The organism is Acetobacteraceae bacterium (genome assembly GCA_004843165.1).
GTDB lineage: Bacteria > Pseudomonadota > Alphaproteobacteria > Acetobacterales > Acetobacteraceae.
Window position 1 is genome coordinate 1880909 of record CP039459.1, and the last position, 16111, is coordinate 1897019.

Below are 16111 nucleotides of genomic sequence, written 5' to 3' on the forward strand. Positions count from 1 at the left end.
TTTTTAACCGTGTTCTAGATCATGTTGATCTTTTGAATAAGGAGGCTTCTAAGCTTCCAAAGAAAATTACGGATAAACGCTTAAAGATGGAAGCTGCTGTGATTGTAAATCTTGCACATTCTTTGGCTAAAAAACTGAGAGAAGAAGACCCTTTAATGCAAAATGTTTCTTTAAGATTAGCAGATAAGCTTAAGGCGTTGTTTCAAGGTACCTCAGAGATTTTTTCTAAAAACCTGCAAGATGTAAATTTAGAAAAAGATGGTCTTCCTTGCGCTTATCAAGATATGGAAGCAGTAGAGGCGCAGATTATAAGGGCTCAGACTTCTTTTTATAAGGGGATGCGTATTTTACCACGTGCACGGCGTGAGGCGATGTACGCTATTTATGCCTTATGTCGAGAGCTGGATGACATTGCTGATGGCGATAGCCCAGCAGGTAAGGATATTGAAAAGTCTTTTGCGCTTTTAGATCATTGGTCAAAAAGAATTCGTGAAATTTATAAAGGTCATGCAGACACGTCTTTAGAGCGTGTTCTGCTGGCAGCTATTTCCTGTTATGATCTTGATGAAAGAGATTTTCAGGAGATTATCGAAGGGATGAGAATGGATCTGAATGGTCCAATTGTTTTTCCGGATGAAAAGACTTTGGATTTATATTTTGACCGTGTTGCTTCGGCTGTTGGACGGCTTTCTATTAGAATTTTTGGTGCTGAAGGTGAAAATGGTTTAAAGGTTGCTTATCATCTCGGCAGAGCTTTGCAGCAGGTGAATATTCTAAGAGATATTGAAACGGATCTTCATCTCGGACGTTGTTATCTCCCTAAGGAACTCGCAGATCGTTTTCAGATTTCACGGGATTTGAGCCTACTCCTTTCTTCAGAGAAGCTTCCCGATATTTGTAAAATTTTGGCTATGCGGGCCAAGGATAGTTTTCGTAGGTCAGAGTATTATATGCAGTGTTGTCCTTCTAAAACCATGCTTCCTGCACGTTTAATGGCAGCCTCTTACAAGGCAACTTTAAAACGCTTAGAAAATCGTGGCTGGATGCATAGCGGTGCGCCTTTAAATAAGTCACCTTTTTGGAAAATTTTCTTCTTGGTGAAGGCCTTGATTGGGAAATGAGCAGTGTTCACATCGTTGGTGGGGGAATAGCCGCTTTATCCGCCGCTGTTGAGTTAGCGCCACAGGCAGAAATTTTTCTATATGAGGCTGCTGCTATTTGTGGCGGGCGTGCACGTTCTTTTTATGATTCCCAATTAGAATCCTACATAGATAACGGCAATCATTTGATTTTGTCTGGAAACCAATATCTCTTGCGTTATCTAGATCTCATTGGGTCTCGCGATCGTTTAAAAGATCAGGGAAAAGGTTTTTTCCCCTTTTTTGATCTTGAGAGGCAAAAAGCTTGGAATTTATCGCTTTCCTCTGGAAAAATACCTTTTTGGCTTTTTTCTGCTTCCTGTCGTCCACCAAATATGAAGCTAAAAGAGTTGACTGCTTTTTTAAAATTTCTAAAAGCAGGGCCAGAAACAACTGTCAGTGAGTGTTTAGAAAGTGGTGGATTGACAGATCTTTTGCTGAAACCGTTGGCAATTTCAGCTTTAAACACTTCTGTTCAATCAGGAAGTGCTGCACTTTTTGCAAATATTATAAAAGAAAGTTTAATGAAGGGCGGAAAAGGATGTCATCCCTTATATCCTGTCAAAAATTTGGCGGATGCTTTTATCGATCCCGCACTTTCTTACTTGAAAAGTTTCAAGGCACATTTAAATTTCAATGCACGTGTAAAGGAAATTATTTCAGAAAAGGGGCGGGTTACGGGACTGCGCATTGGTAAAAAACTCATTCCGATTTCTGATGAGGATTCTGTTATTTTAGCCACGCCAAGTCATGTAACGAGAGAACTTCTGCCTGAAATCCAGGGGCCTGATCGTTATGAAAGTATTTTAAACCTTCATTTTTCCTTGCCTTTTTTACCTTTGTTAAAAGGGCCAATAGCGCAGTCTGGATTTTTAGGTCTTAACGGTGGAATTGCCGAATGGATATTTGTGAAAGATAGAATTCTTTCCGTAACCATCAGCGCTGCTAATCGTTACAGCGACAGATCAAAGGATTCGCTTATAAAGCAGGTGTGGAAAGAGTTGTGTTTTGCACTGAAGACAGTGATTGAGCAGGATTTATTTGAAATAGAAATGCCCACTTGCCGTTTGATTAATGAAAAAAGAGCTACTTTTGAAGCAACACCGTTAGAGAATGCAAAGCGACCTGGGACTTCAACGCCGCTTCTTAATCTTGTTTTGGCAGGAGATTGGATTGCAACAAGTCTCCCCTCGACATTGGAGGGGGCTGTTCGTTCCGGATTGGCGGCAGTCGGTGAGCTTGGTTTTCGATCTGCGATCTCAGAGGGATACCATCCGGCTTAGAAAAGTCTAAACAATTATCATTTTATCGTTTTTCGGAGAGTATAATGGCTAAAACGAAAGAACAGCAAACTTTAAAAGAAGTAAAACCGGCCTTTAAAATAAAGTCTTTTTTAGAGTTGTTGGAAAAGAAGCTTGGTGCGGCTCAGGATGCTCTTCTTAAGCATCAAAATAAAGATGGACATTGGGTTTTTGAGCTTGAGGCGGATGCCACTATTCCTGCTGAATATGTTTTACTGGAACATTATGTTGACCGTATTGATCCTGAAAAAGAAGAAAAAATTGCTAAATATCTTCGTGATCGGCAGGAAGAACACGGTGGATGGCCGCTTTATTATGATGGAAAATTTGATTTATCTGCCAGTGTAAAGGCGTATTATGCCTTGAAGGTGATTGGTGATTCTCCAGATGCACCACATATGCGTAAAGCCCGTGAAGCCATTTTAAGGCATGGGGGTGCTGAAAGAAGTAACGTGTTTACACGTATTCTTTTGGCTCTTTATGGTCAGGTTCCTTGGGATGCCGTGCCCGTTATGCCCGTTGAGCTTATACTTTTGCCACGTAAGGCATTTGTTTCAATATGGAACATGTCTTACTGGTCTCGAACCGTGATTGCGCCATTACTTGTTTTGGCAGCTTTGCGTCCGTTGGCTATTAATCCAAAAAATGTTCATATTGATGAACTCTTTAGAACACGCCCTTCTAAAATTAAAGACTGGATACGGGGTCCGTACCGCTCTTGGTGGGGATATGCTTTCAAAGCTTTAGATGTCGTTCTTCGTAAAGTAGAGCCTTTTTTCCCACGCCGTACCCGTCGCCGTGCTATTGGAAAAGCGATTGCTTTTATTGAGGAAAGATTAAGTGAGGGCGGACTTGGGGCGATTTATCCTGCAATGGCTAATGTTGTCATGATGTACAGGGCTCTGGGAGTTAAGGACAACCATCCTTTAGCCCGTGAAGCGTGGGACAGTATCCAGGATTTACTCGTTGAAAAGAATGAAGAAATTTATTGTCAGCCATGCGTTTCGCCTGTGTGGGATACGGGACTTGCAAGTGTAGCGCTTATTGAAGTTTTTGATGGAAACGATACCGTCTTAAAAGAAGAAACCAAAAAGCATCTCATAGAGGCGGCCGAATGGTTAAAAGAGCGTCAAATTCTTGATGTCAGAGGGGATTGGGCTGTCAATACAGCAAAAGATATTGAGCCGGGTGGATGGGCTTTTCAATATGAAAACCCCTATTATCCAGATGTAGATGATACAGCCGTTGTCGGTATTTTCCTTCATCGTTTAGATGCAAAAAAGAATTCTTTTGCAATTGAGCGTGCTAGAAAATGGGTTAAGGGCCTACAATCTACAAACGGGGGATGGGGTGCTTTTGATATCGATAATGATCTTGATATTTTAAACCAAACACCTTTTGCAGATCATGGTGCGCTTTTAGATCCGCCAACGGCAGATGTTTCGGCACGCTGTGTTTCCTTTTTAGCACAGGTTGGTAAAGATGAGGATATTCAAAGTCTAGAAAGAGGGATTGCTTATCTCCGTAAAGAGCAGGAGGCAGATGGTTCTTGGTTTGGGCGTTGGGGCACGAATTATATTTATGGAACATGGTCTGTCCTTTCCGCTTTTAATGCTGCGGAACTTCCACATGATGACGCAGCGATCCAAAAAGCAGTTCGCTGGTTAGAAAAAGTGCAAAGAGAGGATGGCGGATGGGGAGAGGACTGCGCCAGCTATGAAGGGGCAGAACCGGGTAGCTATCGCCGTAGTTTGCCAACGCAAACAGCATGGGCATTATTGGCATTAATGGCTGTGGGAGAAGTCCATTCAGAAGTCGTTCAACGTGGAATTGATTATTTGCTTTCAACACAGAATGAAAATGGGGAATGGGAAGAGAGTTTTCATAATGCTGTTGGTTTTCCGAGAGTCTTTTATTTGCGCTATCATGGGTATAAACATTTCTTCCCCTTGCTCGCTCTCTCACGTTTTAAAAATCTGAAAGAGAATGATATCAAAAGTACAAGCTGGGGGATTTGAATATATGCTGGGAATTATTACGGGCTTAAGAGCTGAGGCTAAAATTGCACGTTATTTTTTCCCTGATGCCCTGATTGTAATGAGTTACTCAAGACATCAGGGCGCCCTTGAGGCGATAGAATATCTTAAAAAAAAGCAGGTGACGCATATCCTTTCTTTTGGATGTGCGGGAGCCTTGAGTTCCAAAATGTCTGTTGGTGATATTTTAGTGCCTCGGAGTATCGTGGTTGGTGAGAAAAGGATAGAGACTTCAAAATCGCTTCCTTGGGATATTTCTAAAGCAAAATCTCTTTCTGTTCCGTTACTAGCTGTCGAAAAGATTATTGCAAGTACAGTGGAAAAGGAATTTTTACACCAGAAAACGGGGGCTTTTTCTGTTGATATGGAAAGCGGCGTTGCGGCGACAAGTGGCTTGCCGTTTTCTGTTTTACGGGTGGTTTGTGATGAAGTGACGCAGATCTTACCACCAGCTGCCTTAGTTCCTTTAAATAAACGTGGGGCTCCCTCTTTACGATTGATCTTGCATTCTCTCTGGAAAAATCCTTCACAAATATCAGATTTACTTAAATTGGGTAGGAATGCTTATTTGGCACAGAAGGCAATGAAAGAATATTTAAAAAGAGTGTGTTTCTGAGTATTTGCGAGAGATTCCTCTTGTTTTTTGACTGGAAACGTTATAAAGAAAAAATCTTAATAGATTAGTTTGCCTAAACACACATGCGCAATTTTATTTTTGGTGGCATTTTTTGAATGCTTGATTATTGTGCAGAGGCTTAACCAGAGGAAATAAAAAATGGCAGATCGCGCCTTTACAATGCGTCAGCTATTAGAAGCTGGCGTTCATTTCGGACATCATACACGTCGCTGGAATCCAGCAATGGGTCGATATATTTTTGGTGTTCGCAACAACATTCACATCCTTGATCTTCAGCAGACAGTGCCTTTGCTGAACCAAGCCCTAAAAGCTGCACGTGATGTTGCTGCTGCAGGTGGACGTGTTCTTTTTGTTGGCACAAAGCGTGCTGCGGAACAGCCAATCGCAGATGCAGCACAAAGATGTGGTCAGTATTATGTCAATCACCGCTGGTTAGGTGGTATGTTGACGAACTGGAAAACGATCACAGGTTCCATCCGTCGTTTAGGCTCAATTGAAGAGACTTTAGGCGAAAATGAGGTCGGTTTAACAAAGAAAGAGTTGCTTGATCTTACCCGTAAACGTGACAAATTAGAGCGTTCTTTGGGCGGAATTAAAGAAATGGGCGGCTTGCCAAGTCTTCTTTTTGTCATTGATACAAATCGTGAGAAATTGGCGATTGAAGAAGCTCGTAAGTTGAATATTCCTGTGGCTGCTATCTTGGATAGTAACTCAGATCCATCTGGTATTACATATCCTATCCCAGGAAATGATGATGCTATTCGTGCTATCAATTTTTACTGTGATCTCATGGCAGGTGCCGTTCTTGACGGAATTTCTGCAGAAATGGCTGCCTCTGGTGCCGATTTGGGTGAAATTGAAAATATCGGAGAAGAAATCCCAAACGTTGAAGAAACTTCTAAAGAAAAAGAAGAAGCCGCTTCTTAAGGCTTTTTCTTTCATAGAAATATTAAAAACGTAAAAGATTTTATTCTTCATAGGAGTTAATAATGGCTGCTATTTCAGCTCAATTAGTGAGAGATCTGCGTGAACGTACAGGCGCAGGGATGATGGATTGCAAGAAAGCCCTTTCTGAAAGCAATGGGAATATTGACGAGGCAATCGATTGGCTTCGTACAAAAGGTCTTTCTCAAGCCGCTAAGAAGTCTGGCAGAGCTGCTGCAGAAGGTCTCGTTGCCATTGCAAGCAACGGTACCCGTGGGGCAATGGTCGAGATCAATGCAGAGACAGATTTTGTGGCTCGGAATGAGTCATTTCAAAATTTTGTTGAGCAAGTTGCACAAGCTGCTTTGGAAGTTGGTGAAGATCTTGATGCAATTTCTAAAGCAAAATTAGCTTCTGGCCGTACTGTTGCTGATGAGTTGACACATCTTGTTGCGACAATCGGTGAAAACATGGTTCTGAGACGTGCCAAAGTTATCGAAGTTTCAACAGGTGCAGTTGCTAGCTATATTCATGGCGCTTTGAAACCGGGCGTTGGCCGTATTGGCGTTTTGGTTGGTCTTGAAGGCGCGTCAGAAGCTTCAGTCATCGAGGATTTAGGTAGAAGAGTTGGGATGCATGTTGCCGCAGCGCGTCCTGTTTCTCTATGTATCGAAGATCTAGATCCAAAAGCTTTGGAACATGAACGCTCTGTTTTAAGTGAGCAAGCACGTGCCTCCGGTAAACCAGAAGCCATTATTGAAAAAATGGTTGATGGGCGTGTTCGTAAATTTTACGAAGAAGTTGTTTTGCTAGAGCAGATCTGGGTTCATGACGGCGAAAGCAAAGTAAATAAAGTTCTTTCAAAAGAAAATATTTCTTTAAAAGCTTTTGAACGTTTCCAGCTTGGTGAAGGTGTTGAAAAGGCAGAAGATGATTTCGCAGCAGAGGTTGCAAAAGCTGCTGGTCAATAAAAAGCTCTTTTTGCTTTAAATAAGATCCTAAAAAATCCTTTGTCATATTTGGCAAAGGATTTTTTATTATCTATAAATTTCTAATAGATTATTTTCTTAGAGATATAGGGCTCTTTTATGAAAGAATGGACTTCTCTAGCACTGATTTTAACGCTTCGTCCATATGGTGAAAGAGGTGCTATCGTTAGTTTTTTTACGCAAGATTATGGATTAAAATATAGTTTTGCCTATGGTGTTTTTTCAAAAAAAAATAGATCTCTTTGGCAAAAAGGAAACCTTGTTCAGCTACATTGGAAAACTCACTTAAGAAGTAATTTAGGAACAGCTTCAATTGAGGTTGTACGCAACTACACAGCGCCGATTTACGACAGAGCCCTTGTGTTGGCACTTATTAGCAGTCTGTCTGTCTTGCTGAATCTTTCAATGCCAGAAGAGGACCCTTTACCAAATCTTTTTTCGGAAACACTTGATTTTTTAGAACTGACAGCTTCTGCTTGCGATCTTGTTTTGTTAGAAAAATATATTCTTTGGGAAAAAAATTTATTAGCTTATATGGGCTTTGGTCTTTCTCTTTCCTCCTGTATTCTGAGCGGCAGGAAAGATAATCTGTTATATGTTTCACCAAAAACAGGTGCTGCCGTTGCGGCAGGAGAAGCAGAGGAATGGAAAAAGAGACTTTTTCATTTGCCAAAAATTATGGGAGGAAGTTGGCAGGAGTTAGATCCGCTTTCAATAGAATGGGGCTTGGCTTTAACAGGGCATTTTTTAGAAAAAATCTTTATTGAAATGAGACATTCAGAATTGCCATTAGAACGAAAATTCCTTCTAAAAACATTTGAAGAAGTAAAAGATAATTTAAGTAATTAAAGTCATTATTGTAGAAAAAGAATATTTACTTGGTATAGGTTCTTATTTTTTGTAGTTTAACTTGGCGTGTACATAGGAGAATGGTGTGGGTAATTTGACAATTGGGCATATTGAAGATTGTACGTTTTCAAGAGCAATAAGTGAGCGCTATCTTGCGTATGCCATGTCAACCATTATGTCGCGTTCTTTGCCCGATGTGAGAGATGGTTTGAAACCAGTACATCGTCGTTTACTTTATGCCATGCATGAGCTTCGCCTTAATCCTGAAAATGGTTTTAAAAAATGTGCGCGTGTGGTGGGGGATGTTATTGGTAAATTTCATCCTCATGGGGATGCCTCTGTTTATGATGCCTTAGTTCGTTTGGCTCAAACATTTGCCGCACGTTATCCGCTCGTTGAAGGGCAGGGAAATTTCGGCTCTGTGGATGGTGATGGGGCAGCGGCTATGCGTTATACGGAAAGCCGTTTAACGACAACAGCAATGCTGATGCTTGAGGGCTTAAATAACAATGCCGTAGATCTACGTCCGACTTATGATAATGAAGATCGTGAACCAATTGTTCTACCCTCTCTGTTTCCCAATCTTCTCGCCAATGGGATTGCAGGGATTGCTGTTGGCATGGCGACAAGCATTCCACCACATAACGCCGCAGAATTATATAAAGCCGCTCAAAAGCTTATTGAAAAGCCAGAGATGAATATTCAGTCTTTAATGAAATATATTAAAGGCCCAGATTTCCCGACAGGAGGTATTTTAACAACCTCCCAAGCGGAAATGGTTGAATCTTATGAAACAGGACGGGGCAGTTTTACCGTAAGAGCAAAATGGATTGTCGAAAAAAAGACACCGAAAAATTGGAAGATTGTGATTATAGAACTGCCTTATATGGTTCAGAAATCGCGTCTCATTGAACAAATTGCTGATTTAATGCAACAGCGTAAGATCTCTTTTTTAGAGGATATACAGGACGAAAGTACTACAGATATCCGTATTGTTTTAGAGCCTAAAAGTTCTTTGCTGGATCCAAAACAAATTATGGAGCGGCTTTTTCAATTAAGTGCTTTGGAAAATCGCTTTAGTTTGAATATGAATGTTCTGGAAAATGGTAGAATTCCAAAGGTCATGTCCTTGAAAGATGTTTTACAATCTTGGATTGATCATGTTCATGAAGGTTTAGTGCGCCGGAGTAATTATCGTTTAGAGGCTGTTAATCGTCGAATTGAAATTCTTGAGGGATTCTTAAAGTTATTCCTTCATTTAGATGAGGTTATTCGCATTATCCGTGAGGAGGATGAGCCTAAAAAACGGATGATTCAAATCTTTAACATTACGGATTTACAGGCAGAATATATTTTAAATATGCGTTTGCGTTCTTTGCGTCGTCTCGAAGAAACACAGATTAAAGAGGAGCATTGTGGGCTTTTAAAAGAAAAAGCGGATCTCGAAAGATTGCTTGCCTCTAGTGATCTTAGATTACAGCGTGTTAGCAGTAATTTTTTTGAGCTTGAAAAAATCTTTAAAAAGCGAAAAGAAGATAAACGTCTCACTGAACTTGAATTGCCGCCTGAAAATCTTGATTTGAGTGGTTTAGAAGAAATTGATAAAGAACCTATTACAATTTCGATTTCGGAAGAGGGCTGGTTAAGAGCTTTCAAAGGCCACGAATTGGATCATTCCTCGTGGCGTTTTAAAGAGGGAGATTCACACGCTTTTGCAATAGAAATTCAAACGACGGATAAATTTTGTTTATTTGATAGTTCTGGGCGTGTTTTTACAATTTCTGCTGGAGAATTACCTGGTGGAAAAGGGTTTGGCGTTCCTGTTAGAACGCTTGTAGAAATTGCTGTGGATGCAAAAATTATTGGTATTTTACCCTTAGTGAAAGAAATCCAAGAGGTTTTATTGGTTAGTAATAATGCAAGAGGCATGATTGTGACTGCTGATATTTTGAGCAGTGAGAAACGGACGGGAAGGCAAGTTTTTAATCCAGATAAAGATCATCAACTTTCCTTTATCTTTCCAATTAAGGATGAAAATCACGCTTTGTTTTTAACAAAAGCAGGGAATATGCTTATTTTTCCGCTTAATCAAATTCCAAGAATGCAACGTGGAAAAGGTGTTTCTCTCCAGAAAACAAAAGGCGCACGTATAAAAACAATTCGATTATTTAATCTTGAAAAAGGTTTGGCTTGGAAAGAAAAAGGTGCCTTGAAAAAAGAAAAAGATTTAAAGCTTTGGATTGCGAATAGAGGGCAACAGGGCAGGAGATCTCCTGATTGGGCTTAAAATCTTCTCTTGAAAAAATTACTTTTTTATTAGGCTTCATGGATTTTTTTAAATGAGCATAGAAATTCTCCAATCTGTTTGGTGGAGCCTTTTTTTTCTGACATTGTTGCGTATTACGGCTGTTGTAAGCGTGACAATCCATGTTTTGCTAACACGCTTAAATTCGGCAACGGCAGCCGGTTGGTTGGGTATTTGTTGGTTTAGCCCCCTTTTAGGGGCGGGACTATACTGGATATTTGGCATTAACAGGGTCAGGCGGCGTGCTATTCGTTTGATGTCTGGTGAGCATACCGAAATGCATCTGTTGGATAGTCGTTTTATCCATAAGGTGGAGGGGCGCTGGCAAGGTCTTGCAGATATGGGGGAAAAGGTTACAGGCAGGCAGCTTCTTAAAGGAAACAATATAAGACTTTATTCCGGTGGAAGTGAGATTTATCCACAAATGCTTGCGGCGATCGCACGCGCAGAAAAATCCATTTTAATGACCTCCTATATTTTTAGGGGAGATGAGGAAGGGGAGCTTTTTGTTTCGGCTTTAGCACAGGCACATCGTTCAGGCGTTGAAGTTCGTGTTCTTATTGATGGCGTCGGTAGTGGATATTTTGTCTCAGCAATAAAAAAGTCTTTAACGAGACAGGGTGTGCCATGCGCACGTTTCTTGCATTCTTTTCTACCGTGGAAAACGCCGTTTTTAAATTTAAGAAATCATAGGAAACTTCTTTTAATTGATGGTAAAGAAGGATTTGTCGGCGGTATTAATATTGGCAGTGAAAATTTAGAAAGTTTTCTTCATCCAAAAGATCGTGTTGATGATACACATTTTCATATCAAGGGACCTATTATTCGACAGCTTGTCGAAGTTTTTGAACGTGATTGGGCCTTTACAACAAAAGAACATCTTTCTGGTGATGCCTTTTTTCCAGCAGTGGATTTGGAAGGCGAGACGCCAATGCGAACGATTACTTCTGGACCAGATACAGATTTAGAGAAATTGGTATATGTCTGGTTACAAGCGATTGCTTCGGCTCAGAAAAAAATATTGATTATGACACCGTATTTCCTACCGGATAGCCGTCTTATAACGGCTTTGGGATTAGCTGCATTACGTGGTGCGGAGGTGAATATTATTTTTCCAAAACAAAGCAATCATCATTTTCTAGATTATGCCCGTGATGGTGGAATTATTCCGCTCCTACAGGCAGGATGTCGTATTTGGCAAATGCCGGCGCCTTTTAATCACTCAAAACTCATGGTCGTTGATGGTTTATGGAGCTGTATTGGAAGTGCAAATTGGGATGCACGTTCATTAAGACTCAATTTTGAAGTGAATGTAGAAATATACAGTAGTGATCTCGCATCTGATATTGAAAACTATATGTATCGTTTTTCGGCACAGCCTCTTACTTTAAAAGATATTAAAAGTAGGCATCTTATTTCAAGATTAAGAGATTCAGCCTGTCGTTTGCTGCAACCTTACTTATAAAAATTTAGTTTGAGGGGGTCGGCAAGAGATCAATCATAATTGGATGATGATCAGATCCTAGTTTTGGTAATCTTCCAACTTGGATACTTTGAAGGCCCTTAACAAGACAACGATCTAAGCGTAGTGGAAAATGGTTAAGCATTCGGTGTGTTGGGATGTGTGGGCCGACTTCCTTAAAGCCCTTTAAGTTAATACGGCCAATAAGATTAAAATCACCAATAATAACACCGGGATTACCAAGGTAGGGGGCAATTGTTCTCAACTGCCGACGATTCAGTAATTGTCCATGTGAGAGGTGAACATTTGCAATGGAAATAGGGCCAATCGCACTTTCAAACTTCAGAATGAGAGCTGTTCGCTTTACGATAATTCCCGCAGGCAATGTGCAAGAAATAGGGGGGGAAATTGGACTTAATTTACTCCAACAGGCAAGCCCATGTTCCCTTCCAGGTAGCGCTGTCCGGATAAAAAAACCGCCTAATTTATTTTGAATTTCTTCAATGTTTAGACGTGCTTCCTGAAGGGTTAAAACGTCTGGATTGATTCTTTCAATAACATTGTAAATATCATCAACGGAAGCACCTTTTTTATGAAGAAGATTCCAGCTGAGAATACGAATTTTAGGAGAGGAAAGCATTTTTAGCCTTATAAGCTATGAAAGACGATAATTAAGGGCTTCAGCAACATGATTTATCTCAATTTTTTCTGAATAATCTAAATCTGCAATTGTTCTGCTAACCCGTAAAAGCCGTGTGATGCCACGCGCTGAAAGCCCCATTTTTTTTGAAGCCTTTTCAGTGAAATTTTTAGCGGAACAGCTAAGAAGAAGTTTTTCAATGGGCGCATAAGCATTAACAATATTCTGCCGTTCATATTGTTTTTGCCGTGCTTGTTCAACTCTTTGTCGAATAGGTTCAGAAGCCTCTCCCATGGGGGAGTGTGTAATATCTGTCGGGGATAATGGCATAAGACCAATCCGCATATCCATTCGATCAAGAAGGGGGCCTGAAATTTTTGAGGCATAACTTTCTGCGCAGCGTGGTGCTTTGGAGCATTCTTTTCCGGGAAGGCCTAAATGACCACAACGACAGGGATTCATTGCCGCAATGAATTGGAAACGAGCCGGAAAGGTAAGATGGCCAGAAGCACGTGCAACGGTAATCTTTCCTTCTTCTAAAGGCTGTCGAAGCGCTTCTAAAGCAGAGCGTGAAAATTCTGGGAGTTCATCTAAAAAAAGAACACCTTTATGGGCAAGGCTTATTTCGCCTGGAATAATCTTATTTCCCCCACCTGTTAAAGCGACACCGGATGCTGTGTGGTGGGGAGATCGAAAGGGAGGAAACGAAACAAGATGTCCTGCTTCTAAGGTGCCTGCGATACTATGTATACGGCTGGCTTCAAGGATTTCCTCTTTTGTTAGCGGGGGTAATAAACTGGGTAAACGTGAGGCCAGCATGGATTTTCCGGCACCCGGTGGGCCGGACATAAGAAGAGAATGTCGTCCAGCCGCAGCGATTTCAATAACACGCCGTCCAAGGGCTTGCCCTCGGATGTCCTTCATATCCAATCCCTTATGACGTTTTTGAGGTAAGGGATCACCCACAGGAGGCAATATTTGTCTACCATGAAAATGATTTACAAGGCTAAGAAGTGTTGGCGCTGCTAAAACAGGCATTTCTGAATGCCCCCATCGAGCATCTGCCCCTTGCTGCTGGGGGCAGATAAAAGAAAGTTCCTCTTTTGCTGCTTCTAGAGATGCACAGAGAATACCTCTGACATTTTTAATTTCACCCGTAAGAGAAAGTTCTCCTAAGGCTGCGGTATTATGGATCATATCCAGAGGAATGACGCCCATCGCCGCTAAAAGGGCAAGAGCAATAGGCAAATCTAAATGCGCACCTTCTTTGGGTAAGTTGCTCGGTGCTAAATTAACTAAAATACGTTTTGTTGGTAGGGAGAGATTCATGGCATTGAGCGCACCACGGACACGTTCTTTTGCCTCGGCAACAGCACGATTTGCCATGCCGACAATAATAAAGGCAGGCAATCCTTTCGTTAGCTGTACCTCAACCGTGACTGGAATCGCATCGATTCCTTGAAATGTAAAACTATGAATAAAAGCTATTGTTGAGCCAGTGGATGAATTTTCCATGATACTAAGGAAATACTGATTTTTTAGATATTACAAAAGGAAAATCTACTATATTTTCTAAATTAATGGATTTTAGGAAAATTTTATAAATTTCAGAATTTTATATATAGGAAATTTTTGAACAGATGCCGCCAGTTGTTTGCATTCCAGCACGAATGAATTCATCAAGATTACCCGGAAAAATGCTGGCTGATATTGGTGGAAAACCGATGATAAGGCATGTGGCAGAGGCCGCCTCTCAAGGCGGTATCTACCCTGTTTTTGTTGTTGCCGATCATCCTTATATCTTAGAGGCGATTAAAGATATTGAAAATGTTAAAGGAATCTTATTAGAAAAATCTTATCAAAGTGGTTCAGATCGTATTCAAGGGCTTTTAGATAAGGTGGATCCTCAGAAAGCCTTTGATATTGTGATTAATTTGCAGGGGGACATGCCTTTTATTTCACCCTGTTTGATACAAGAAGTTTTAAAAACTCTCTCTTCTCAATCCGTGGATTTAGGCACACTCGTTGCGCCGCTTTCGCTTGAGGCCGCAAAAGCGATTTCAAAAGTTAAAGTGGCTTGTGCTTTTACGGATCATGATAAGAATGCTAGAGCGTTATATTTCTCTCGTAATATTGTTCCTTGTGCTGGAAAAATATGGGAACATGTTGGTATTTACGCTTGGAGAAGATCTTCTTTGGAGCGTTTTGTTGCCGCTACACCTTCTTTGCTGGAGCAACAAGAGTCTTTAGAGCAATTACGTGCATTGGAACTTGGGATGCGTATAGATTGCCGAAGAATAGAATTGGCGCCTATTTCTGTTGATGTTCCTCAAGATTTAGAAAATGTTCGGATCGCTTATGACAAAATGGGCGTGAAAATAAAGGATACAAAATGAAACGATTTGAAGGTTATACGACCGCATTAGTGACTCCTTTTCTAGAGGATGGAACGCTTGATAGGCAGTCCTTCAGAAGAATCGTCAAAGCACAGAAAGACGCCGGTATACATGGACTTTTAGTCGCAGGAACAACAGGGGAATCTCCGTCTTTGTCTTTAGAGGAAAGGCGTCTTTTAATGGAAGATGTACGTTCCGAGGTAAAAAATAGCATTCCATTGATGGTTGGTGTCGGTGCAAATACGACATCCTATACAATTGCTTTGGCAAAAGAGGCAGAAAAAGAAGGGGCAGATGCGCTTTTAGTGGTTACACCTTACTATAATCGTCCAAGCCAAGAGGGAATATATCGTCATTTCATGACAGTTGCCGATGCGACCTCAGTTCCGCTTTGGTTATATGATGTTCCAGGAAGAACAGGCGTAAGGCTTTCTTTAGAAACGATTAAACGTCTGTCGCATCATGCTAATATTGTTGGTATCAAGGATGCCACAGGAGATCTTGAACAGCCGATTGTGCTTTCCAATGAAATCTTAAAAGATTTTTCTCAATTAGGGGGAGAGGATGCTCTTTCCTTGCCGTATTTTATAGCAGGCGGAGATGGGTGTATTAGTGTTACAGCGAATGTTGCACCGCATCTATGTGTTGCAATGTACGAATATTGGAAAAAGGGAAACATTGTAGAAGCTCAAAAATTACAACGGGCATTATTTTCTTTGCACAAAGCAATGTTTATGGAAAGTAGTCCTTCCCCTGCAAAATCAGCATTGGCGGATCTAGGTTTGATATCAGAGAATTTACGCCTTCCATTGGTACCTGTTCAATCCCCCTCGAAAGAAGCCATCAGAAAAATTTTAACAAAACTTCATTTGATGGAGAAAAAAGACGATGAGTAAAAAAAAGACAGGAAAAAATTCCATGATAACAACAGGAATTGCCGCCCAAAACCGTAAAGCGCATCATGATTATGAAATTGGCGAAAAATTTGAAGCTGGCTTGGTTTTAAAAGGTCCCGAAGTAAAGAGTCTCCGTCTAGGACGTGCGACAATTACGGATGCCTATGCAATGGAAAGAGAGGGGGAACTTTGGCTGCTCAATTCTTATATTCCGCCCTATCAGGGGGGTGTTTTATCTATTTTTGATTCTAAGGCCCCTAGAAAATTACTGCTTCATAGAAAGCAGTTAAGATTTCTTATGGGAGAAATTAGCAAGGCTGGCGCTTCTGTTATCCCGCTTGATTTTCATTTTAATGAAAGAGGTAGAGCCAAGGTGACTTTAGGAGTCGCAAAGGGGCGCAGAAAAGTAGATAAGCGTCATGCAATTGCAGAAAGAGATTGGAAAAGAGATAAGGCCCGATTGCTTAGAAATTCAGCAAAGGACTTTTAAAAGAGCATAAAAAAAGGAGGCAAGAATGCCTCCTTTTCTTTACAATC

14 protein-coding genes are annotated in these 16111 nt (G+C 40.9%); 12 read left to right on the forward strand and 2 right to left on the reverse strand.

Features of this window, described 5'->3' with window-relative positions; translation table 11 throughout:
• Positions 1–155: 155 nt before the first annotated feature.
• From FAI41_09030 to cls, 9 genes are all read left to right on the forward strand, one after another.
• The gene (locus tag FAI41_09030; protein QCE33849.1) at positions 156–1121 is read left to right on the forward strand and encodes a squalene synthase HpnD; all 966 of its coding nucleotides are present in this window, start codon (positions 156–158) and stop codon (positions 1119–1121) included.
• A complete protein-coding gene (locus tag FAI41_09035; GenBank protein ID QCE33702.1) occupies positions 1118–2422 on the forward strand; it encodes a hypothetical protein in 1305 nt (434 codons plus the stop codon). Before FAI41_09030 ends, FAI41_09035 begins: the two co-directional genes overlap by 4 nt.
• A 44-nt stretch (positions 2423–2466) precedes the next feature.
• Entirely contained in the window at positions 2467–4458 is a 1992-nt protein-coding gene (gene shc, locus FAI41_09040) for a squalene--hopene cyclase (GenBank protein ID QCE33703.1), read from the forward strand.
• Entirely contained in the window at positions 4427–5092 is a 666-nt protein-coding gene (locus FAI41_09045; protein QCE33704.1) for a hypothetical protein, read from the forward strand. Before shc ends, FAI41_09045 begins: the two co-directional genes overlap by 32 nt.
• Before the next feature lie 159 nt (positions 5093–5251).
• A complete protein-coding gene (rpsB, locus tag FAI41_09050; GenBank protein ID QCE33705.1) occupies positions 5252–6040 on the forward strand; it encodes a 30S ribosomal protein S2 in 789 nt (262 codons plus the stop codon).
• 62 nt (positions 6041–6102) lie between these two features.
• Positions 6103–7008, forward strand: a complete 906-nt coding sequence (locus FAI41_09055; GenBank protein ID QCE33706.1) for an elongation factor Ts — start codon at positions 6103–6105, stop codon at positions 7006–7008.
• Positions 7009–7125: 117 nt separating this feature from the next.
• On the forward strand, positions 7126–7875 hold the full coding sequence (gene recO / locus FAI41_09060; GenBank protein ID QCE33707.1) for a DNA repair protein RecO: 750 nt from the start codon (positions 7126–7128) through the stop codon (positions 7873–7875).
• 85 nt (positions 7876–7960) lie between these two features.
• The gene (gene parC, locus FAI41_09065; protein QCE33708.1) at positions 7961–10162 is read left to right on the forward strand and encodes a DNA topoisomerase IV subunit A; all 2202 of its coding nucleotides are present in this window, start codon (positions 7961–7963) and stop codon (positions 10160–10162) included.
• A 52-nt stretch (positions 10163–10214) separates the two neighbouring features.
• Entirely contained in the window at positions 10215–11645 is a 1431-nt protein-coding gene (gene cls, locus FAI41_09070) for a cardiolipin synthase (GenBank protein QCE33709.1), read from the forward strand.
• A 4-nt stretch (positions 11646–11649) separates the two neighbouring features.
• Here cls and FAI41_09075 read toward each other — a convergent pair whose 3' ends face one another.
• Positions 11650–12282: an endonuclease/exonuclease/phosphatase family protein gene (locus FAI41_09075; protein ID QCE33710.1), complete on the reverse strand. Its 633-nt coding sequence runs from the start codon at positions 12280–12282 to the stop codon at positions 11650–11652.
• Positions 12283–12297: 15 nt separating this feature from the next.
• Positions 12298–13797, reverse strand: a complete 1500-nt coding sequence (locus FAI41_09080; protein QCE33711.1) for an ATP-binding protein — start codon at positions 13795–13797, stop codon at positions 12298–12300.
• A 125-nt stretch (positions 13798–13922) separates the two neighbouring features.
• Here FAI41_09080 and FAI41_09085 point away from each other — a divergent pair, with 125 nt between their 5' ends.
• The 3 genes from FAI41_09085 to smpB are packed head-to-tail and all read left to right on the forward strand — an operon-like array spanning position 13923 to position 16064.
• Positions 13923–14678: a 3-deoxy-manno-octulosonate cytidylyltransferase gene (locus FAI41_09085; protein QCE33712.1), complete on the forward strand. Its 756-nt coding sequence runs from the start codon at positions 13923–13925 to the stop codon at positions 14676–14678.
• Positions 14675–15574, forward strand: coding sequence for a 4-hydroxy-tetrahydrodipicolinate synthase (locus FAI41_09090; protein QCE33713.1), 900 nt, complete (start codon positions 14675–14677; stop codon positions 15572–15574). Before FAI41_09085 ends, FAI41_09090 begins: the two co-directional genes overlap by 4 nt.
• The gene (smpB, locus tag FAI41_09095) at positions 15567–16064 is read left to right on the forward strand and encodes an SsrA-binding protein SmpB (protein QCE33714.1); all 498 of its coding nucleotides are present in this window, start codon (positions 15567–15569) and stop codon (positions 16062–16064) included. Before FAI41_09090 ends, smpB begins: the two co-directional genes overlap by 8 nt.
• Positions 16065–16111 lie beyond the last annotated feature (47 nt).

Excerpts from the sequence above, each read along its gene's own strand:
- FAI41_09030 (QCE33849.1), top strand. The coding sequence starts at position 156 with ATGCAAAATGTTTCTTTAAGATTAGCAGATAAGCTTAAGGCGTTGTTT.
- FAI41_09035 (QCE33702.1), top strand. The coding sequence starts at position 1,118 with ATGAGCAGTGTTCACATCGTTGGTGGGGGAATAGCCGCTTTATCCGCC.
- shc (QCE33703.1), top strand. The coding sequence starts at position 2,467 with ATGGCTAAAACGAAAGAACAGCAAACTTTAAAAGAAGTAAAACCGGCC.
- FAI41_09045 (QCE33704.1), top strand. The coding sequence starts at position 4,427 with ATGATATCAAAAGTACAAGCTGGGGGATTTGAATATATGCTGGGAATT.
- rpsB (QCE33705.1), top strand. The coding sequence starts at position 5,252 with ATGGCAGATCGCGCCTTTACAATGCGTCAGCTATTAGAAGCTGGCGTT.
- FAI41_09055 (QCE33706.1), top strand. The coding sequence starts at position 6,103 with ATGGCTGCTATTTCAGCTCAATTAGTGAGAGATCTGCGTGAACGTACA.
- recO (QCE33707.1), top strand. The coding sequence starts at position 7,126 with ATGAAAGAATGGACTTCTCTAGCACTGATTTTAACGCTTCGTCCATAT.
- cls (QCE33709.1), top strand. The coding sequence starts at position 10,215 with ATGAGCATAGAAATTCTCCAATCTGTTTGGTGGAGCCTTTTTTTTCTG.
- FAI41_09075 (QCE33710.1), bottom strand. The coding sequence starts at position 12,282 with ATGCTTTCCTCTCCTAAAATTCGTATTCTCAGCTGGAATCTTCTTCAT.
- FAI41_09080 (QCE33711.1), bottom strand. The coding sequence starts at position 13,797 with ATGGAAAATTCATCCACTGGCTCAACAATAGCTTTTATTCATAGTTTT.
- FAI41_09085 (QCE33712.1), top strand. The coding sequence starts at position 13,923 with ATGCCGCCAGTTGTTTGCATTCCAGCACGAATGAATTCATCAAGATTA.
- FAI41_09090 (QCE33713.1), top strand. The coding sequence starts at position 14,675 with ATGAAACGATTTGAAGGTTATACGACCGCATTAGTGACTCCTTTTCTA.
- smpB (QCE33714.1), top strand. The coding sequence starts at position 15,567 with ATGAGTAAAAAAAAGACAGGAAAAAATTCCATGATAACAACAGGAATT.